Source organism: Stenotrophomonas sp. P2112 (assembly GCF_041897515.1).
Classification (GTDB): domain Bacteria; phylum Pseudomonadota; class Gammaproteobacteria; order Xanthomonadales; family Xanthomonadaceae; genus Stenotrophomonas; species Stenotrophomonas sepilia.
Window position 1 is genome coordinate 987,607 of sequence record NZ_CP169216.1, and the last position, 16,895, is coordinate 1,004,501.

Sequence of the window (16,895 nt, forward strand, 5' to 3'; positions counted from 1 at the left end):
ATGGGCCGTTTTTTCTCCAGTCCCGAGATGATCTGGCTTCGTTGACAGTTCACCAATGTAGTAGCGTTCTCAGGGCGTCTGCCGGATATTCAGAGTCGGGCTGGATGACTTGGGTTGGCGAGTAGGTGTAGTGGCAGTAAGTGTTGAAGTCCATTTCGAGCATCTTTCTGCGTATCCATTTTCGTCAGGATCCGGGGATGCTGTTGGGGTTCGTCAGCGCGGGCCGATCCGCGCTCACAATCAAGGAAGGAGTCGATGGACTACGCTTATGTTGAAGGACAGTCCATAGGTCAGTAAGCAGCTCTCTGTGCCACCTCATGTCTCCACTTTGATGCCTGTCGAGTTCGGGGTGTCAAGGGTCCATCTGGAGCTGGGATCCTCACCTTTCTAGCTTGGACATTCGTCGTCTTGGGAGCGCATTCAGGGTATCTCTAAGGGCTTGACGAAACCAGAAGCTTGTCTAGCATGCCGTTTTTGTCGGAGACGCAAACGGTGATGGTCGAATCAGCTATCTGCAATGAAGAGCGCTTTTGGACGGAGGCCTTCAAGGTTGGGCTAGGGAAGTTCGACGTCACCACTGCGCTTGCGAAAGCAGAGGCGGCACTTCAGCTGCACAGGTTTATGTGGACCAAAGAGAAAGAGGGGATGCATATCTCCTTTGCCGCATCGAAGGCTGGTCACGAAGAGCACTGGAACACTGGCGGATTTGGAGCTGAAAATGCCGATGCTCTCCTGTTTCGCAGGGTGTCGGCTAGGGATGTATGGTCTGCTGCCTTCGCTAGGGAATGGGCTGAAAATTCATCGCTCGTGTCCGCAGCAACTCAGGCTGGCAGTGCTTTGGATGGCTATGCGAAAAAGACGGGGGTTGACGTTTCGAGTCTATATGCTGACGGCAATGCTGCCAGCAAAGCAAAATGGCGCTCTGTATGGGACCTCATGGACCATTGACGCCAAACGTCGACTTTGGCTGGGTCACAGAAAGCTGAGGATGCTGGCTGATTTCTGGCGTGAGGCCTGGGGTGGGCACCAAGGTATTGTCTCGGTAAGCGGCGATTACGTTCATCAACTCATTCGTGTGGGATATGTGCCTGACGAAGCCTTGGCTCCCGATAAGCATCAACTTAAGTTCTTCTCCTAAAGCGTTTCTGGCGCATCCGTCCGACTGCCTTTCGATGCATAGGAAGTTGACGTAGTTTTGGAGTTCGTCCACGTCAAGGCCCAACTCCATAAGGTCCGTCTTTTTAACGGATGTAGCGGCCGGATCCTTCTGGCAGAAGCGGGGTGTGTGGTGGAGGGAAAAAAGTTCTGCGAGAGTTAAAGGCCAGCGAGGAGCAAAAGACGATCCGTCTGTCAATCCAACCGTCAGTGAGCGTATAAGGGCAAACGCATACTGTGAGCTTGGCCTCCCTGAATAGCAGGAGCCCGGTCCTTTATGGCTTGCTTTGGCAGGTATGGCTTCTAAGGAAGTCAGAAGATACGGCTGAAGGAAAAGCTGGTCGAAATGACTTTGAGCACTTTCGGTCTGCCCCCAAAATGCAAAAAAGTGTCCTCGCGTGCTCTGGCTCAGGAGCTTCCTCGACGCGGCTGCACCATTGTTGACTTCGTCGCGTGCTGCCAGATCCATGAGCTTCTTGTAAGCACGCTTTTCCCCCTTGCTTCCCGTCCACTCGCTCTGACAAGCGGATTGATCCGACTTGATCTCTAATAGGGCGAATTTTTCGCCGACTTGATGAACGCCGTCGCCCATCTTGGATTCCGCATTCCCATCTAGGGAAATGTTCAGAGGGGGGATCTCCGCGCCCGGGTTAGCTTGAAGCCACTGCGCGTCGCGCAGCGCTAAGACTACACCCACTTCCCAGTGGTTCTTCATATTAGTAGTGCTCCCTTGTGAAGAAGGCACCTTTCAGGTATCCCTTCGCTCTACGCATGATGGGCGTTGACCTGGGTATTTTGGGGTAGGCAGTTGGCTGCCGCCCGCATACACCACTAGATCCGTCGCGGTGCAGGGGGGGGCTCCTCCTCGGAAGGCGAGATCTTGCTGTCATCTGTGCTTGCAGGATCGCCGTCTTCCCGGGACGATTCATTATTCAGTGCGTCTATAAGCACTTGTCTCTGCCGTTTCGCCGCGTCTTCGGTTTTTGCGTGCCTGCTAAGCGCTCCACAATCGTCTGAGAGTTGTTCGAGTTCAGCCTTCGTTGCCTCTGCGACGCCATCTTTGATTGTGATCTTGTTCACAGGATTTGGAATGTCGAGCGGCCTGACTGCCTCAGCAGCATCGAAAATGTCTTTCATGCCTGGCATCTTTCGCACGTCCCCTTTCGCCGCAGCTGCTTGATCAAGTATGTCGATACTCTCCTGACGAGTTCTTTCACCAGCCTGTTTCCTATCCATACAGACATCCATGACGTTGCATTGGGAGTGTGTGAATTTACCTGAGAATCCGATTCTAATCACTGCCTTTTCAGATCTAGGAAGGGCAAGAGCGCACTTAGGCATCCTGGCGGATGCGCGCGCCAAGGGCTTCGCCCCTGGGACCCCAAGCCTCTGCGAGGCTTGCCAACGGCAAAAGCTGGTCCATAAAGAACCTGTTTTCACAGGAGTCTTTATGGCCATCTTCCACACATCAGTCAAAACCTTCAGCCGAGGCAAGGGCCAGTCCGCCGTCGCCGCAGCCGCCTACCGGGGCGGTCTACTGCTGTCCGATTTCGCGACCGGGCAACAGCACGACTACCGCCGTAGGAGCGGCGTTGTCGAAACCTTTTGCCTCGCGCCGCCAGATGCACCCGACTGGGCGCTGGTGCCCGGCGAGCTTTGGGCCGTGGCCGAAGCCGCCGAGCGCCGTAAGGACGCTACGGTGGCTCGCGAGTTCGAGCTGTCGTTGCCCCATGAGCTTTCGGACGAACAGCGCGCACACTTGGCGTTTTCCATTGCCGAGGCGTTGGTAGACCGCTACCAGTTCGCCATTCAAGCCAGCATTCACTCCCCTGGAACCCCGGACGGGCTCAACCATCACGTGCACCTGCTTGCCAGCACCAGGCGCATTGGTCCGGATGGGTTTGGACAGAAAACGCGCGAGCTCGATGGGGGCGTGTCGGGGAAAGTGCAGGTTCAATGGGTCCGGGAAATGGTCGCTGAAACGACCAACGCACATCTTGAAGCCGCTGGCCTGACGGTCACGATTGATCACCGCAGCTTGGCAGAGCAGGCTCGGGCGGCGTCGGACCGGGGAGACGAACTCCAGGCGGTGGCATTGTCTCGAGAGCCGACCAAGCACCTGGGCAAGGCGGCTGCCGCGCTGTCCCGAAAGGGCATGGACAGCCGGCTGGTAGCAGAGAATGACGCCATTGAGGCCGGCAACGCCGAACATCTGGACCATCTCACCATTCAAGCTGGGCGTGAGGGCAGGGCCGTGCCCATGCATCCGTCAGTCGGTCATGGCCAAGGTGGCCGGCCGTCCTCCATGCGGGGCTTGGCTCCTGGCTTGGAGATTCGAGGCGTGTCCGGAATGCGGCTGCCTCAGGTCTTGGGCCGCCAGCACGAAGCGAACGAAGATCAGCGGCCCATCAGCCTCGCCGAGCGCGTGGCTCAGGCCCTGCGAGACCTTCAGGACATCGCGCGCGCCAGGGCAGACCTGGCGACCCAGCGCATCCGTGCTGGTCTCGAATGGGCTCAAGCCGAACTTGGGCGGGCTGGGGAGACCGTCCCGTTACGGCAGTGGATCACCAAGGCGGTTCTCCAGGTCCGGGCACTGCGAGCGGCAATCCTGGGGCGTGCCTTGCGATTGGTGTCGCTGGGCAGGGCTGAACGTCTACATCACCTGGCTCAGCACGAATGGGAGCGCTTCAACACCGACTACCCCATGGGAACCAACGGCTACTCGCGCCCCGAATGGACGCAGCGCCGGGAGCGCCGCCTGTCTGCGCTGGAGCAACGGACCAAGGAGCTGGAGAAGGCGCGGTCGCGGGGCTCCGCCGAGGCATTGGCGGAGGTCGATGCGGATGTTCTTCGTAGAGCGACCGAACTGGAGGCCATGCCTTCGCCGTCACAGTTCGTCCTTGAGTGCCAGACCATGGCTCCGGTTGTCGCCGACTCCCCGGTGCCAGTTTTGAAGCCACGGCCGCCCACCCCCCATTGAACGAAAGAGCCCCGCAGATGCGGGGCTTTGCCTTTCAGTGAATCGTCGGTCCAGAAGGCTTTCGAGGAGCCGGCGCGGGAGCCAGCCCGCGTGCCTTGCGCCATTCGTCCGGCGAAATGAACGTTGGCGGCACCTGATCTCGGCTTACAGTCGCCGCCCGAGGGGCAGGTCGCGCCCCGGCGCTGGGCACATAGGCTTGCTGCGCTTGTCCGGCAGGTGATGCTGCGAACCGGCGCATCAGAGCGGCGGCTACATCCAGGGCGTGTTGAATATCGGCTTCGCGTTCGGCGACGTCTCTGGTCCCGCTTTGCGCCATGAGGGCGGGCAGAAGGCGGCTGGCGATGCGAAGTTCTACGTTGGCAGGCATTGGATCTCTGAAGCTCTCAGTATGAAGGGCCTTCACATCGAAGCACTTTGTCCCAGATTGGCAAGAGACGGAATCTGCGCTGGTTCACAAATATTGAAATTGACTCACAATGCCTAGGGATGACAGAAGCCTGCCGGTAACAAAGTCATGCGGCTGTCGATTCGGGTTGTGGTGCCAGTCTGACTAGCCAATGCCCGCCGGGCGCTTGTGTGGCTGTCAGCAGGTCATATGTCTGGATCATGTCCAGGAGGCCGGAGTGGCCGTAGGCCTTCGGCGAGAAGGATGGGTCAGTCCGCTTCAGATAGTGGCCGAGTGTCCCTAGCACCACTTCCCCGTCCGTGGTCCCATCGGCTAGTAAGGCAACCGCGTCGACAAGGAAGCGAGGGCGGCGTTTGGGAATCGGCTTGGCCACTTCGGCTTTGCTGGGCGCGACTTTAGCAGTCGGAGCAGGCGACTCTTCGCAGGTCGCATTCGACTCCGTTGGTTGCCACTCAAAAAACTGGTCGCAGGCGTTACGCAACGCCTCTGGCGTCTTAGCTTCACCCACGATGCAAACCGTGGCTCCTCGTTCTCGAAGCTTACGACACAGGTAGGCGAAGTCAGAGTCACTGGTGACCAAACAGAAGGTGTCTGCGCGCTGGTCGAACATGGCTTCTAAGGCGTCCAGCGCCAACGCGATGTCCGCCGTGTTCTTGCCAGCGGCGTATTGGTATTGCAGGCATGGGGTAAACGCTTGCCGGACGAGTGTTTCCTGCCAACGCTTGGTCAGCGTGGAGTGGTTGCCGTAACCCCTCCGAACCACCACCCGGCCGAACTGCGCTCCCATCAGTAGGGCATGGTCAACGATCTCAGGGTTTACATTGTCGCAATCGACCAACACAGCCACTTTGCTATCGTGAGCGGCGGATCCGTTTGCCATTTTGTTGGTCCTTACGCTGCGATACGTGCATCAAGGCCTGCATGCTCCCTTAAGAGGTAGAGCAGGCCGCCTCCATCGATCAACTCGATGGGCTTATCCTTCGCGAACTCGAACGCCGCAGTGCCGTAGCCGCTGGTGCAAACTAGGATGCCTTTGCTGGCACCTTCGTTGAGCATGGTTCCGTAGAGGTCCCGAACCGCGCTGACGCCCACTGTGTCCTTATAGCGCTTGGCTTGAATGACGACCTTTCCACCAAGCACCGGCCGGGTGTCGAAGGCCACCGCATCCACGCCGCCGTCGCGGGAGCTGCGTGTCAGCTTTGTATCCAACCCCATTTGACTAAAGAGATTCGATACCAGCGCTTCGAACTCACCAGGGGTCAGCTCCAGCAGGTTGGGCCGCGACTCCAGGCCCGAGAGCACGTCTGTCTGGGCAATGAAGCGCTTATCGACCATGTTGAACTCAACAATCGGCTTGATGGCTTGTAGCTCATCCGGCCGGCTGGATACCTGAGCGCCCAAGTTTCGGAGGCATGGGATCTTTTCTATTCGGTCCAGCCGTAGTTGCAGGAAGGAGGCCTTGGTCGCGCGGACCGAGACCACAGGGACGCGGACCTCTTGCCCAGTGGTGGGGTCGTGTGCATCGACCACGCCATTGAAGGTCACCAACGCTAAGGCATCCGCTTGGTCGGCTTCAAACACCTCGTGCAGTGTGCGCAAGGTGATCGAGGCGATGATGTCCTGGTAGAGCGCTTTGATGTCGCTTGCCTTACGCGCCTTGGCGTCGATAGCATCCCGGGTCTTGACGTAGCGGTAGTCGGCCTCCGCGGGAACGACCGAAAGCTCTGGAAGGTCGTATTCGATGATCAGTTCCTTGGACGCGTCCGCATACGCGAGCTTGTATCGCTGGGGAAAGCCTTGGGTCGGGTATTCCGAGCGTGCCAAGACCATGTCGTTGTAGGCCACGATGGCATCAGGCTCATGGGCCAAGTAGGCGCGTTGGAACTCGTCAACTTCCCCGTTTCGGCGGGCCACGTCGGCCTCGTAGAGGGCGCGAGCAGCCTCGTGTTGAGCACGCAGGTCAGCCAGCTTCTGCTTCTTTAGCGTCTCTGCCCGTTGGAACTGGTCGAGGATTTGCTGGTGGGCCTGTTGCGCCGCCGCCAATGCAGCCGCGTGCTTCTTCCCGGCTCCCGGCCAAAAGCGGGCAAGGCCCGTCGGCGGGACGATCTCGGCAGCGGCTGGTGCGAAGCCGGGCACCAACTCCTTCGGCACCTCAAAGGCAGGGTGGGGGGCGGTGTGACGTAGGCTGTCAAAGCGGATGGTGTCGTTCACCGACAGGGTGTGCACCAGCAACCCCTCGAGCTCCTCCAGGCGGTCCTTCAACTCGGCGTTGAGATAGTCGACCTCGCCCTGTCGATCTTCTAGGTATCCCGCTTTGGCTTGGCGAGCGGCTTCCCGTTCCGACAGCTCGTAGGCGCGAATCTCTCGCAACAGCTGTGCGGCCGCCATGCGCTCTTGGCGCTCCAACTGCCTCTGTTGAGTGGCTTGCATCCTCTGCTGGCGTTTGGTCTCCCGCTCTGCCGCCGCCGCTGCCCGGCCGGCTGCCCGCAAAAACCCTTCTAAGCCGCTTCGCCGTCCCATACATCCTCCTGATGTTGAAAAGCTAAAAAGACAAACCGCTTCACCCGCCGTCGCGGGGTGTTTAGCGCTTTAACCGGTCAGGAGACTCCTGAGGACCGGCAGATTCAACCCATACGAAAGCACCGCTAGCCCCGGCGAGACGCCTTTAAGGCCTTCCAGCTTTTCCCGGACCGTGAAGGTCCTGCTGTAGGTCGCATGGTGCTCGTCGTCCAGCTCATGGCCCACCAGTTGGGCCCGGAGTTCGGACACTACGCCAGCGCCTTGAAGCTCTTGGATGAGGGTCTTGCGCAACGAATGGAAGCCCCTTTTGGCTTCCGGCCAGTTCGCCCCGACCTGTTCAAGGTGTCGGCCAAACGCCTTGGTGATCCAGTTGCCCGCGCCGTTTTTGGCGTTCGCCTTGGCGGCGGGGAAGAGTCTTGGTGCCTTCTGTGCTCGAAGGGTGCCCACCCAGTCCAAGAAGCCCAGCTCAATGAGGTCGGGATGCACGGGGATGGTGCGCAGGCTCACCTCGGTCTTGACCTTCTGGTGCTCCCCCTCGTCAGAAATACGGATGCAGGGCAGTCCGTCCACCGTCAAGACATCCTCGACCAAGAGCTGACCGACCTCTGATGCTCGGGCACCCGTGTAGAGGCCCAGCAACGAGGCCCAACGGGCGGACAGGGCCAGGTCTTGGAACGCGGCCGGTGCGAACAGCGCTTGGACCTGATGACTGTCATAGGCTTTGAAGCCGAACTTCTTCCGCGCCCGCTTCTCCCTAGTGGAGTAAGTGATATGGCCGGCCGCTGGGTTGTCGCCTTTGGGGTAGTGGCCGGATGCAATCGCCCATTCGAAAAACCCTCCGCGGCCGCCGACATAACTTTGCTTGTTCGTAAGGGTGGGGGTGGCTGCGCCCCCGTCTCGCATGAACTGATACCACCGAGCCAGGTCGGACCGGGTGACCGAGTGGAGTTTGGCCTTTTCCCCCAGGAAGGACACCAGTGCCTCGATGGCGGTCTTTTTAATGGTGTAGGTCTTGGGCAGGCAGCCGGGCTGGATGCTGGCCAGCCACCCGTCGCGAGCCTTGCCTAGAGTGATGGTCTCCACCGCGGGCTTGGTTACCCGACGGGCCACGGGCATGGGCGGCACACCCTCTCGGATCAACTCGCTCAGCGCACTGGGCTGAGAGGCAGAGAGCTCCATCATCTGCTGATAGAGCCTGACATCGTCTGGCGTGTCGATTTGCCAGTGCTCGGTCACCGTCCCGTCTGCTGTCTTGGTCCGGTTCAAGATCAACTGCTGTAGCGGGTCGCCATCGGTCAGGCGCCTGAGCAGCGCGTCGATGTCCTCTTCCTTGATTCCCATGCGTTGCTCCCTCAACACGTCGAAGGCTTGAGCATAGCGCGCCGCCAGTTGCAGGGCGCGCAACTGGGCCACGGCCAGCTCGGACGTGCGCAGGGTGCGCTTGAAGATGCGCCGGCCAACGATGGCCTGGAGATCGGTGGGGACCCGTTGCCGGAAAGACCAGAGCCCCGAGGGCGCGCGAACGAGGTGGTGTGGGATGCGCATCGAGAGATGTGTCCCGATTTGTGTCCCGCCGAAGATCACCCCAGAAAAGCAAAAACCCCTGCGTAAACAGGGGTTTGCGTAATCTGGCGGAGAGAGGGGGATTCGAACCCCCGAAGCGCGGTTTAGACGCTTACACACTTTCCAGGCGTGCTCCTTCAACCACTCGGACACCTCTCCGGATCCCTGCCATCGGCAAACGCCTCAGCAGGGGCGCAGATTCTAGCGGGCGGCGCGGCCGGACACAAGCACATCTGATCAGAGGCGCATCCACGGGCATTGTTGGCGAGGGGGCTGGACAGGCATGGCACAATGGAACATCCGATGGAAAACGGTGGCCTGATGTCCTATCTCGTCCTTGCCCGCAAGTGGCGTCCGAAGCGTTTTGCCGAGCTGGTGGGCCAGGAGCATGTGGTCCGTGCGCTCAGCAATGCGCTGGACAGCGGCCGGGTCCACCACGCGTTCCTGTTCACCGGTACCCGTGGCGTGGGCAAGACCACCATCGCGCGCATCTTCGCCAAGTCGCTGAACTGCGAGCAGGGCACCAGCGCCGACCCGTGCGGCCAGTGTGCCGCCTGCCTGGACATCGACGCCGGTCGCTACATCGACCTGCTGGAAATCGACGCCGCGTCCAACACCGGCGTGGACGACGTGCGCGAGGTGATCGAGAACGCGCAGTACATGCCCTCGCGCGGCAAGTACAAGGTCTACCTGATCGACGAAGTGCACATGCTGTCCAAGGCGGCGTTCAACGCACTGCTGAAGACGCTGGAAGAGCCGCCGGAGCACGTGAAGTTCCTGCTGGCCACCACCGACCCGCAGAAGCTGCCGGTCACCGTGCTCAGCCGCTGCCTGCAGTTCAATCTCAAGCGCCTGGACGAAGACCAGATCCAGGGCCAGATGACCCGCATCCTGGCGGCGGAAGAGATCGAGGCCGACGGCAGCGCCATCGTGCAGCTGGCCAAGGCCGCCGATGGCAGCCTGCGTGACGGCCTGTCACTGCTGGACCAGGCGATCGCCTATGCCGGCGGCGCGCTGCGCGAGGACGTGGTGCGCACCATGCTGGGTACCGTGGACCGCACCCAGGTGGCAGCGATGCTGGATGCGCTGGCCGAGGGTGATGGCCCGCGCCTGCTGCAGGTGGTGGCCGCGCTGGCCGAATTCTCGCCGGACTGGAGTGGCGTGCTGGAAGCGCTCGCCGAAGGCCTGCACCGCATCCAGGTGCAGCAGCTGGTGCCGGGTGCCGCCGTGGCGGAAGGCCTGGATGTCGCATCATTCGCCGAGCGCCTGCGCCCGGAAGTGGTGCAGCTCTGGTACCAGATGGCCCTGAATGGTCGACGCGACCTGCCGTTGGCGCCGAGCCCGCGCGCCGGCTTTGAAATGGCCGTGCTGCGCATGCTGGCGTTCCGCCCGGCCGCAGCGGTACCGCCGGTGCCGAAGGCCGTCGACGGTGCGGTGGGTGGCACGCCGGGTGGCAACGCTGCCGGTGGTGGCGCCCATGCCGGAAACCATGAAGCGACGCCGGCTGCTGCCGTCGCTTCGGCCAGCCCGGCCGTGGCGGCGCAGGTGGCCGCTCCGGCGGCTGCACCGCGCGAACCTGAACCCGAACCTGAGCCGGCACCGCAACCGGAGCCGGATCCGACGCCTGAGCCCGAGCCGGTTCCGGTGGAAGAGCCCGTGTCACCGCCGCCGGTGAAGGCCGAGGCACCGGCGTTTGCCATCGCAGCAGAGGCAAGCGATGAGCTGCCGCCGTGGGCCACCGACGAAGCCGAGGCGCGGGATGGGGCCCTGGCGGCCGAGATGGCCGGCCCGGATGCCGCCATGGTCGCGCCCTGGCATGAACCGCCGGCTCCCGGCGCGGATCCAGTCGAGCCTGCGCCGCCGGAGCGTTCGTTCCGCGCCGAAGGTATTGCCATTGCGCCGGCCGAACCGGCCCCGGCGCATGCCGCCACGCCGCAGGAAGGTGTCAGCGAGCTGGCCACTGCCGAAGACTGGCTGGATCTGGTCGCCAACAGCGGCCTCAGCGGCCCGTCGCGCCAGCTGGCCGCCAATGCCGCCTTCATCAGCTGCCAGCACGGGACCTTGAAACTGGGCCTTTCGCCCGGATTTGAATACCTGCGCTCGGAGCGCGCGCTGGCCGCCCTGGGCGAGATGCTGGAAAAGGCCCTGGGCCAGGCGCCGAAGATCGTGGTCGAGACCGTGGAAACCGAACACGTTCCGGCCGAGACCCTGCATCAGCGTGCCGACCGCCAGCGTGGCGAGCGGCAGCAGGTGGCAGAGGCCGTTTTCATGGACGACCCGGAAGTGCAGGTGCTGATCCAACAGCACGGTGCCCGGGTTGTTTCCGATTCCATCCGTTCTTTTGACGAGTAAGACACTATGCGCGGCAATATCGCCCAACTGATGCAGCAGGCCCAGAAGATGCAGGAAAACCTGCAGAAGGCCCAGGAAGAAATCGCCAGGATCGAAGTGACCGGCAGTGCCGGCGGCGGCATGGTCAGCGTGACCCTGACCGGCGCCAAGGAATGCCGCAAGGTGCGCATCGACCCGTCGCTGACCAGCGACCCGGAGATGCTGGAAGACCTGATCGCCGCCGCCTTCAACGATGCCTCGAACAAGATCGATGCCGAGTCGAAGTCGAAGATGGGTTCGGCCACCGCCGGCATGCAGCTGCCGCCGGGCATGAAGCTGCCGTTCTGATTGCCAGCGTGGCATCCGTGCAAGCGGGTGCCACAGAATCTGTAGCCGTCGAGCTCGCTCGGCGCCATCAAAGCATGCCGCCGTGTCCGCACCCCTGCTTGAACAATTGATCGACGCACTGCGGGTGCTGCCTGGCGTAGGCCAGAAGACGGCGCAGCGCATGGCCTACCACCTGCTCGAGCGCGAGCGCGAAGGCGGCCAGCGCCTGGCCGAAACGCTGGCCTTGGCGGTGGAGCGTATCGGCCACTGCGCGCAGTGCCGCGACTTCAGCGAAACCGAGCTGTGCCCGACCTGTGCCAACAGCAGCCGCGAGCGCAGCCAGCTGTGCGTGGTCGAATCGCCGGCCGATCGTCTCGCGATCGAGAACGCGACGGGTTTTCGCGGTGTCTACTTCGTGCTGCAGGGCCGGCTGTCGCCGCTTGATGGCGTCGGCCCGCGCGAGCTGGGCCTGGAGCAGCTGGAGCAGCGGCTGGCCGAAGGTGAGGTACAGGAGCTGATCATCGCCACCAGTGCCACCGTCGAAGGCGAAGCCACCGCGCATTACCTTGCGCAGCTGGCGCGCGCGCGCAAGGTGCAGCCCAGCCGGCTGGCACAGGGCCTGCCGCTTGGCGGCGAGCTTGAATACGTTGACCGCGGCACGCTGTCGCACGCGTTCGGGACGCGCAGCGAATTCCGTGATTGAGCACCACCCGGGCATCGCCCGGCGCGGCCGGCCTACAATGCGGAAGACACTCCCGCCGAGGCCGACCATGAGCAACGAAACCCTCTTCAGCAAGATCATCCGTCGCGAGATCCCGGCCACCATCGTCTATGAGGACGACGAGGTGCTGGGCTTCAAGGACATCGCACCGCAGGCGCCGGTGCACGTACTGTTCATTCCGAAGAACGAGATCATCCCGACCCTGGACGACCTGCAGCCGTCGCAGGCGCACCTGGTCGGCAAGCTGGCCCTGGCCGCTGCCGAATACGCGCGCCGCGAGGGTTTCGCGCAGGACGGCTACCGCATCGTGATGAACTGCCGCGAGCACGCCGGGCAGACCGTGTTCCACATCCACATGCACCTGCTGGCCGGCGCGCCGCTGGGGCATTTCGGTACGCCGGGGCGTTGAAGCCCTGTCCACGCATGCGTGGATGAAAAAGGCCGCCCGAAGGCGGCCTTTTCCGATCATGCGGGCTGGGTGGCGATCACCACCAGCCCCAACGGCCGTAGCCACCCCAGTACGGGCCCCACGGACCCGGGCCCCACGGGCCATAGGGGTAGGGCACCACATCGACCTGGCGCTGTTCCGGCCACAGGTAGATCACATCGGCCGACAGCTTCGGCAGGCGGTAGTCGTAGTCCCCGATGCGGGTGTTCTGGTAGCCGTCGATCTTGCCGATGAAGGTCACGTCACGCCCGGCTTCAAACACGGCCGGGTCGTAGAAACCGGCGCGGCAGGCAATGAAGCGGCCGTCGCTGGCGTCGGACGAGGTGGTGTTCGGGCGGCCACTGGCGTTGAGCGGGCGCGAGATCATCTGGAAGCAGGTCTCGCCCTGGCCGGGCTTGGTCTCGATGATGCGGCCGCCCCATCGGACCGGCGTACCGACCTGCTGGGTGGCGACCGAGTCGCGCGGGGAAACCAGGCTGAACTGTCCCTGCAGCGGCTTGGGGGCCGTGGCGCAGGCCGACAGGGCCAGCGTGGCCACAGCGGTGAGGAGGAACTTGGTGTTCATGGGGAGGCTCCGGAAGTCGGGCGATGCCTGCGCAGGTCCCGCAATAATGAAGCGAGGTCGGTGCAAGTTCCAGCGTAGCGCGCGTCGGCGAAACGCTGGCTGAGCGCGAGCAGGGTCGGGTCGGGTCGCTGCCGGTGAACCCGCTGTGCCCAGTCCTGTGCGGTTTCGTGCGGTTCGCGGGCCAGGCCAAGGCGCGCATACCGCCGCCCGAGCCGGTGCCAGGCGCGCAGCAGCGGGTCGCGCTCGCGCTCGCCGCGGGCCAGCAGCCAGGCCATCCACGCCAGTGCCAGCAGGGCGGCGACCACGAATCCGGTCACCAGCTGCGCCGGCCCGAGGTCATCCAGCCCGAACGGCTTGAGCAGTTGCTGCTGGCGGCGTGCATCGAAGGACAGCACCAGGTCGTTCCAGCCGCGCCGCAGCCAGTCACCCATCTGCCCCAGCTGCAGCCAGCGCTGTTGCAGCGGGGTATCGGTGCCGGCCCGCAGGCGGTCGTCCAGGGTGTCCAGGATGCGTTCCGGTGCCACGGCCGCGGTCGGGTCGACCCGCACCCAGCCGCGTTGCGGCAGCCAGACTTCGGCCCAGGCGTGGGCATCCATGCGACGCACCACCCAGTAGTCGCCGATGCGGTTGCGGGTACCGCCTGCGAAGCCGGTCACCACCCGGGCCGGAATGCCGGCGTTGCGCATCAGCACTACGAAGGCCGAGCTGAAGTGCTGGCAGAAGCCGGCCTTGTAGTTGAACAGGAAATCGTCGACCGGATCGCGCCCCGCCACCGGTGTATCCAGCGTGTAGGAGAAGTCGCGGGTGATCCATTGCAGCGCACGGCGGACGATGGCCTCGTCATCGCTGCCTGCCTCCTGCCGCCATTGCCGCGCGAGCTGGGCGGTGCGCGGATTGAAGCCGGGCGGAAGCTGCAGCGCCGCGCGGCGCAGGTAGGGCGACAGATCGGTGTCGAACCGTTGCGGCGGCGCCGAATGCAACCGCCAGCGGCTGAGCGCGGACAGCGTGCGGTCGCTGCGCAGGCTCATGTCGGCATCGAAGCTGCTGCCCTCCGGTGCGCGGCTGGGCAGGTCCAGTGCCACCAGCAGGCGACGGTCGGTGGGCTCGTAGTCGATCTGGTAGTCCCAACCCTGTGCGGCGGTTTCGACCACCGGTGCGGGGCGTCCGGCCGTCGCGCGATCGCGGCTCCAGCGGTGGCCGTCGAACGACGTCAGCACCGGGCCGCGCCAATAGCGCTGCGCAGGCTCGGGCACCGCGCCGAAAAACTGCACGCGCAACGCCGGGGTGTCGTCGGCCATCAGGTCCAGCCACTGGTCCGGCGCCATGCTGTCAGCCAGGCCCGGTGTGCCCACCGCTCGCTCGGGTACGCCCCACAGCGGCGTGGACAAGCGCGGGAACAGCCAGAAGCAGGCCAGCGCGAGTGGCAGGCCGATCCCCAGCAGGCGGCCGACACCACGCAGTTGTCCGCGCAGCGGCAGTCGAGGGCTGTGGCCCTCGTCCAGGGCCAGGCGTTGCAGGGCCAGCAGTGCGGCAACTGCGGCCAGCGCTGCCAGCCCGGTGGTCAACGGCCCCTGGTCGAGCAGGAAGGCGGCGAACGGCGAGAACAACGCGAAGCCCAGCAGGCTGCGCGCATCGCGCAGATTGTGCAGTTCGCTGGACTTGATCGCCAGCATCGCCGCCAGCAATGCGCAGCCGGTATCGCGGCCCGGGCGCACCATGCCCATCTGCCAGACGATGGTGGCAAGCATGGCCAGCACCAGCACCAGGCGAACCGGCATCGGCAGCACCCGCCGCCACGAAAGCGCAGCGGTCAGCACCGCAGTGATCGCGATCACGCTGGCCAGCACCGGTGGCAGCTGCAGCAGCAGTGGCAGCAGCGCCAGCGCTGCGCTGGCCAGGGTCCAGCTGCGGGCGTTGCGGTCGAGCAGGACGGCAGGCTCAGTCATGGGGCATCAATGCCAGTGCGCGCAGGCACAGGTGGTGGTGGCTGGCGCCCTGGCCGGGCCCCAACGGCGGATGGGCCGGAAGCAGCAGCGTATAGCGACGGCCTTCGCGCTCGGCCATGTCGACCCAGCGTGCCAGCCGCGCGATGCGCGCTTCATGGCCCAGCGCCGCCAGCGTGCGCCAGTCCAGCACCACTTCGATGCCGATCGGCTTCTCGTATTCGCGTACCAGCAGGCTGTCGCGGCGCGCCGAGTGTTTCCAGGCAATGCTGCGCGGGGCATCGCCGGCACGATAGGGGCGCAACTGGTGCAGCTCATCGCCACTGGCATGGGCGCGGGTGTGCAGTGGGTCGTTGCCACGTTCCGGAAGCGGCGGTGCCAGTGCCTCGGCAAGTGGATAGACCAGCAGCGGCTGCTCCGGCCACACCCACGACCATGCCCGCACCAGTCCCAGCGGCTGCGTGCTCGACAGGCGGATGCGGGGCAGTTCCAGCCAGCCGCGCCGCTCGCTGGGAACATCCAGCTCCACTTCGCCGCGACCGTGTGCAGGCAGTGCAACCCAGGCCTCGCTTGCGCCCAGCTGCAGGTGCAGCCCGTGGCGCGCGCGCGGGTCACGCAACGAAAGGTCCACGCGCAGGCGCAGGGGATGCCCGGCCGGTACCGGTTCGGCGGAGATTGCATCGATCTGTATGCCGGACAGCTGCAGGTGCGCGGCGATTGCGCTGGCGATCGCTGCCGCGGCCAGCAGCAGCGCAAGCAGCAGGGCCGGGTTGTTGTTGTAGTTCAATGCGCCCAGCAGCATCGCCGACAGCAGGGTGGCGACGAACAGGCCGAAGCGGGTTGGTAGTACATAGATGCGATGGCGGTCCAGTCGCTGCGGCAGGGCTTCGGGCCTGCGGGGGCGTGCCAGCAGCTGCATGCGTGCCCAGCGTGTGGCCACCTTCAGTCCACCGCGACGGTCTGCAGGATCGCCCGCGCCAGCGCCGGCCCCGAGCTGGATTCGGCTTCGGCCACCAGGCGATGGCCGGCCACCGCCACGAACAGGGTCTGCACGTCTTCGGGCACCACATGCCCGCGGCCGAGCAGCAGCGCATGTGCCCTGGCGGCACGCAGCAGGGCCAGTCCCGCGCGCGGTGACAGGCCTACGCGCACGCCGGCATGGTGTCGGCTGCGGGTCAGCAGCGCCTGCACATAGTCGATCAGCGCGTCGCTGGCATGCACCTGGCCAACCGCTTCACGCAATGCACGCACCTGGGTGTCGTCCAGCTTTGGCACCGCGCGTGCGATCAGGTCGCGGCGATCACTGCCGCGCAGCAGCTCGCGCTCGGCCTGCGCGCTGGGGTAGCCCATCGCCAGCCGCAGCAGGAAACGATCCAGCTGCGAATCCGGCAACGGGAAGGTGCCGGACAGGTCGACCGGGTTCTGCGTGGCGATGACGAAGAACGGATCGGGCAGTGGATGTGTCTGTCCATCCAGTGTGACCTGTTGCTCGGCCATCGCTTCCAGCAGCGCACTCTGTGTCCGCGGCGGTGCACGATTGATCTCATCGGCCAGCAGCACGTGGGTGAACACCGGGCCGGGATGGAACTGGAACTGGCGGCTGCCGGCCTCGTACACCGAAACGCCAAGTACATCGGCCGGCAGCAGGTCAGAGGTGAACTGCACGCGCTGGAAGCTGAGGCCGAGGCTGCTGGCCAATGCATGCGCCAACGTGGTCTTGCCCAGCCCGGGCAGATCCTCGATGAGCAGGTGGCCGCCAGAAAGCAGGGCGACAAAGGCCAGCCTGACTTCCGGCACCTTGCCCAGCACCAGTGCGTTCACCTGATCCTGTGCCTCCCGCAGGGCCTGGCGCAGTTGATCGGTTAGCATGCTGGGATTGGGGGACGAGGCTGGCATGATCGTCTCAGGTCTGGAATCCACTCGATTATCCATAGAG

At 63.9% G+C, this 16,895-nt stretch carries 15 protein-coding genes and 1 tRNA gene; 6 read left to right on the plus strand and 10 right to left on the minus strand.

Annotation, left to right across the window (positions count from 1 at the left end; genetic code table 11):
- The first annotated feature begins 465 nt into the window (after positions 1-465).
- Positions 466-948 (plus strand): hypothetical protein, encoded by a 483-nt coding sequence (locus tag ACEPA4_RS04570; protein WP_139042412.1) that lies wholly within the window; start codon positions 466-468, stop codon positions 946-948.
- On the opposite strand, the gene ACEPA4_RS04575 is transcribed toward ACEPA4_RS04570, so the two are convergent.
- Together ACEPA4_RS04575 and ACEPA4_RS04580 are read right to left on the minus strand one after the other, a co-directional pair.
- A complete protein-coding gene (locus ACEPA4_RS04575) occupies positions 935-1,870 on the minus strand; it encodes a hypothetical protein (RefSeq protein WP_262090330.1) in 936 nt (311 codons plus the stop codon). The genes ACEPA4_RS04570 and ACEPA4_RS04575 overlap by 14 nt on opposite strands.
- A 116-nt stretch (positions 1,871-1,986) precedes the next feature.
- Positions 1,987-2,391, minus strand: coding sequence for a hypothetical protein (locus ACEPA4_RS04580; protein ID WP_262090331.1), 405 nt, complete (start codon positions 2,389-2,391; stop codon positions 1,987-1,989).
- A 214-nt stretch (positions 2,392-2,605) separates the two neighbouring features.
- On the opposite strand from ACEPA4_RS04580, the gene ACEPA4_RS04585 reads away from it, so the two are divergent.
- Positions 2,606-4,135 (plus strand): MobA/MobL family protein, encoded by a 1,530-nt coding sequence (locus ACEPA4_RS04585; RefSeq protein WP_262090333.1) that lies wholly within the window; start codon positions 2,606-2,608, stop codon positions 4,133-4,135.
- Positions 4,136-4,647: 512 nt separating this feature from the next.
- On the opposite strand, the gene ACEPA4_RS04590 is transcribed toward ACEPA4_RS04585, so the two are convergent.
- The 4 genes from ACEPA4_RS04590 to ACEPA4_RS04605 form a co-directional block, all read right to left on the minus strand.
- Positions 4,648-5,421: an NYN domain-containing protein gene (locus ACEPA4_RS04590; protein WP_049450268.1), complete on the minus strand. Its 774-nt coding sequence runs from the start codon at positions 5,419-5,421 to the stop codon at positions 4,648-4,650.
- A gap of 11 nt (positions 5,422-5,432) precedes the next feature.
- Positions 5,433-6,929, minus strand: a complete 1,497-nt coding sequence (locus ACEPA4_RS04595) for a restriction endonuclease (RefSeq protein WP_262090334.1) — start codon at positions 6,927-6,929, stop codon at positions 5,433-5,435.
- Between the two features lie 201 nt (positions 6,930-7,130).
- On the minus strand, positions 7,131-8,606 hold the full coding sequence (locus ACEPA4_RS04600) for a DUF6538 domain-containing protein (RefSeq protein ID WP_262090336.1): 1,476 nt from the start codon (positions 8,604-8,606) through the stop codon (positions 7,131-7,133).
- An 84-nt stretch (positions 8,607-8,690) separates the two neighbouring features.
- Positions 8,691-8,783 (minus strand) — tRNA-Ser (locus ACEPA4_RS04605).
- A 144-nt stretch (positions 8,784-8,927) separates the two neighbouring features.
- Between ACEPA4_RS04605 and dnaX the strand changes: the two genes are divergently transcribed.
- The 4 genes from dnaX (at position 8,928) to ACEPA4_RS04625 (ending at position 12,412) form a co-directional block, all read left to right on the plus strand.
- Entirely contained in the window at positions 8,928-10,976 is a 2,049-nt protein-coding gene (gene dnaX / locus ACEPA4_RS04610; RefSeq protein ID WP_171955833.1) for a DNA polymerase III subunit gamma/tau, read from the plus strand.
- Positions 10,977-10,982: 6 nt separating this feature from the next.
- Positions 10,983-11,303 (plus strand): YbaB/EbfC family nucleoid-associated protein, encoded by a 321-nt coding sequence (locus tag ACEPA4_RS04615; protein ID WP_019659509.1) that lies wholly within the window; start codon positions 10,983-10,985, stop codon positions 11,301-11,303.
- Between the two features lie 82 nt (positions 11,304-11,385).
- A complete protein-coding gene (gene recR / locus ACEPA4_RS04620) occupies positions 11,386-11,985 on the plus strand; it encodes a recombination mediator RecR (RefSeq protein ID WP_005415496.1) in 600 nt (199 codons plus the stop codon).
- A 67-nt stretch (positions 11,986-12,052) separates the two neighbouring features.
- Positions 12,053-12,412, plus strand: coding sequence for a histidine triad nucleotide-binding protein (locus ACEPA4_RS04625; protein WP_005415497.1), 360 nt, complete (start codon positions 12,053-12,055; stop codon positions 12,410-12,412).
- 76 nt (positions 12,413-12,488) lie between these two features.
- Here the strand turns inward: ACEPA4_RS04625 and ACEPA4_RS04630 are convergent, their stop codons facing one another.
- The 4 genes from ACEPA4_RS04630 to ACEPA4_RS04645 are packed head-to-tail and all read right to left on the minus strand — an operon-like array spanning position 12,489 to position 16,855.
- Complete coding sequence (locus tag ACEPA4_RS04630; protein WP_005415498.1) at positions 12,489-13,016, minus strand: Slp family lipoprotein; 528 nt, start codon at positions 13,014-13,016, stop codon at positions 12,489-12,491.
- Positions 13,013-14,962 (minus strand): DUF3488 and transglutaminase-like domain-containing protein, encoded by a 1,950-nt coding sequence (locus ACEPA4_RS04635; RefSeq protein ID WP_262090338.1) that lies wholly within the window; start codon positions 14,960-14,962, stop codon positions 13,013-13,015. The genes ACEPA4_RS04630 and ACEPA4_RS04635 overlap by 4 nt, the downstream gene beginning before the upstream one ends.
- Positions 14,955-15,878, minus strand: coding sequence for a DUF58 domain-containing protein (locus tag ACEPA4_RS04640; protein WP_053499582.1), 924 nt, complete (start codon positions 15,876-15,878; stop codon positions 14,955-14,957). The genes ACEPA4_RS04635 and ACEPA4_RS04640 overlap by 8 nt, the downstream gene beginning before the upstream one ends.
- Positions 15,879-15,901: 23 nt before the next feature.
- Entirely contained in the window at positions 15,902-16,855 is a 954-nt protein-coding gene (locus tag ACEPA4_RS04645; protein WP_049417066.1) for a MoxR family ATPase, read from the minus strand.
- Positions 16,856-16,895 lie beyond the last annotated feature (40 nt).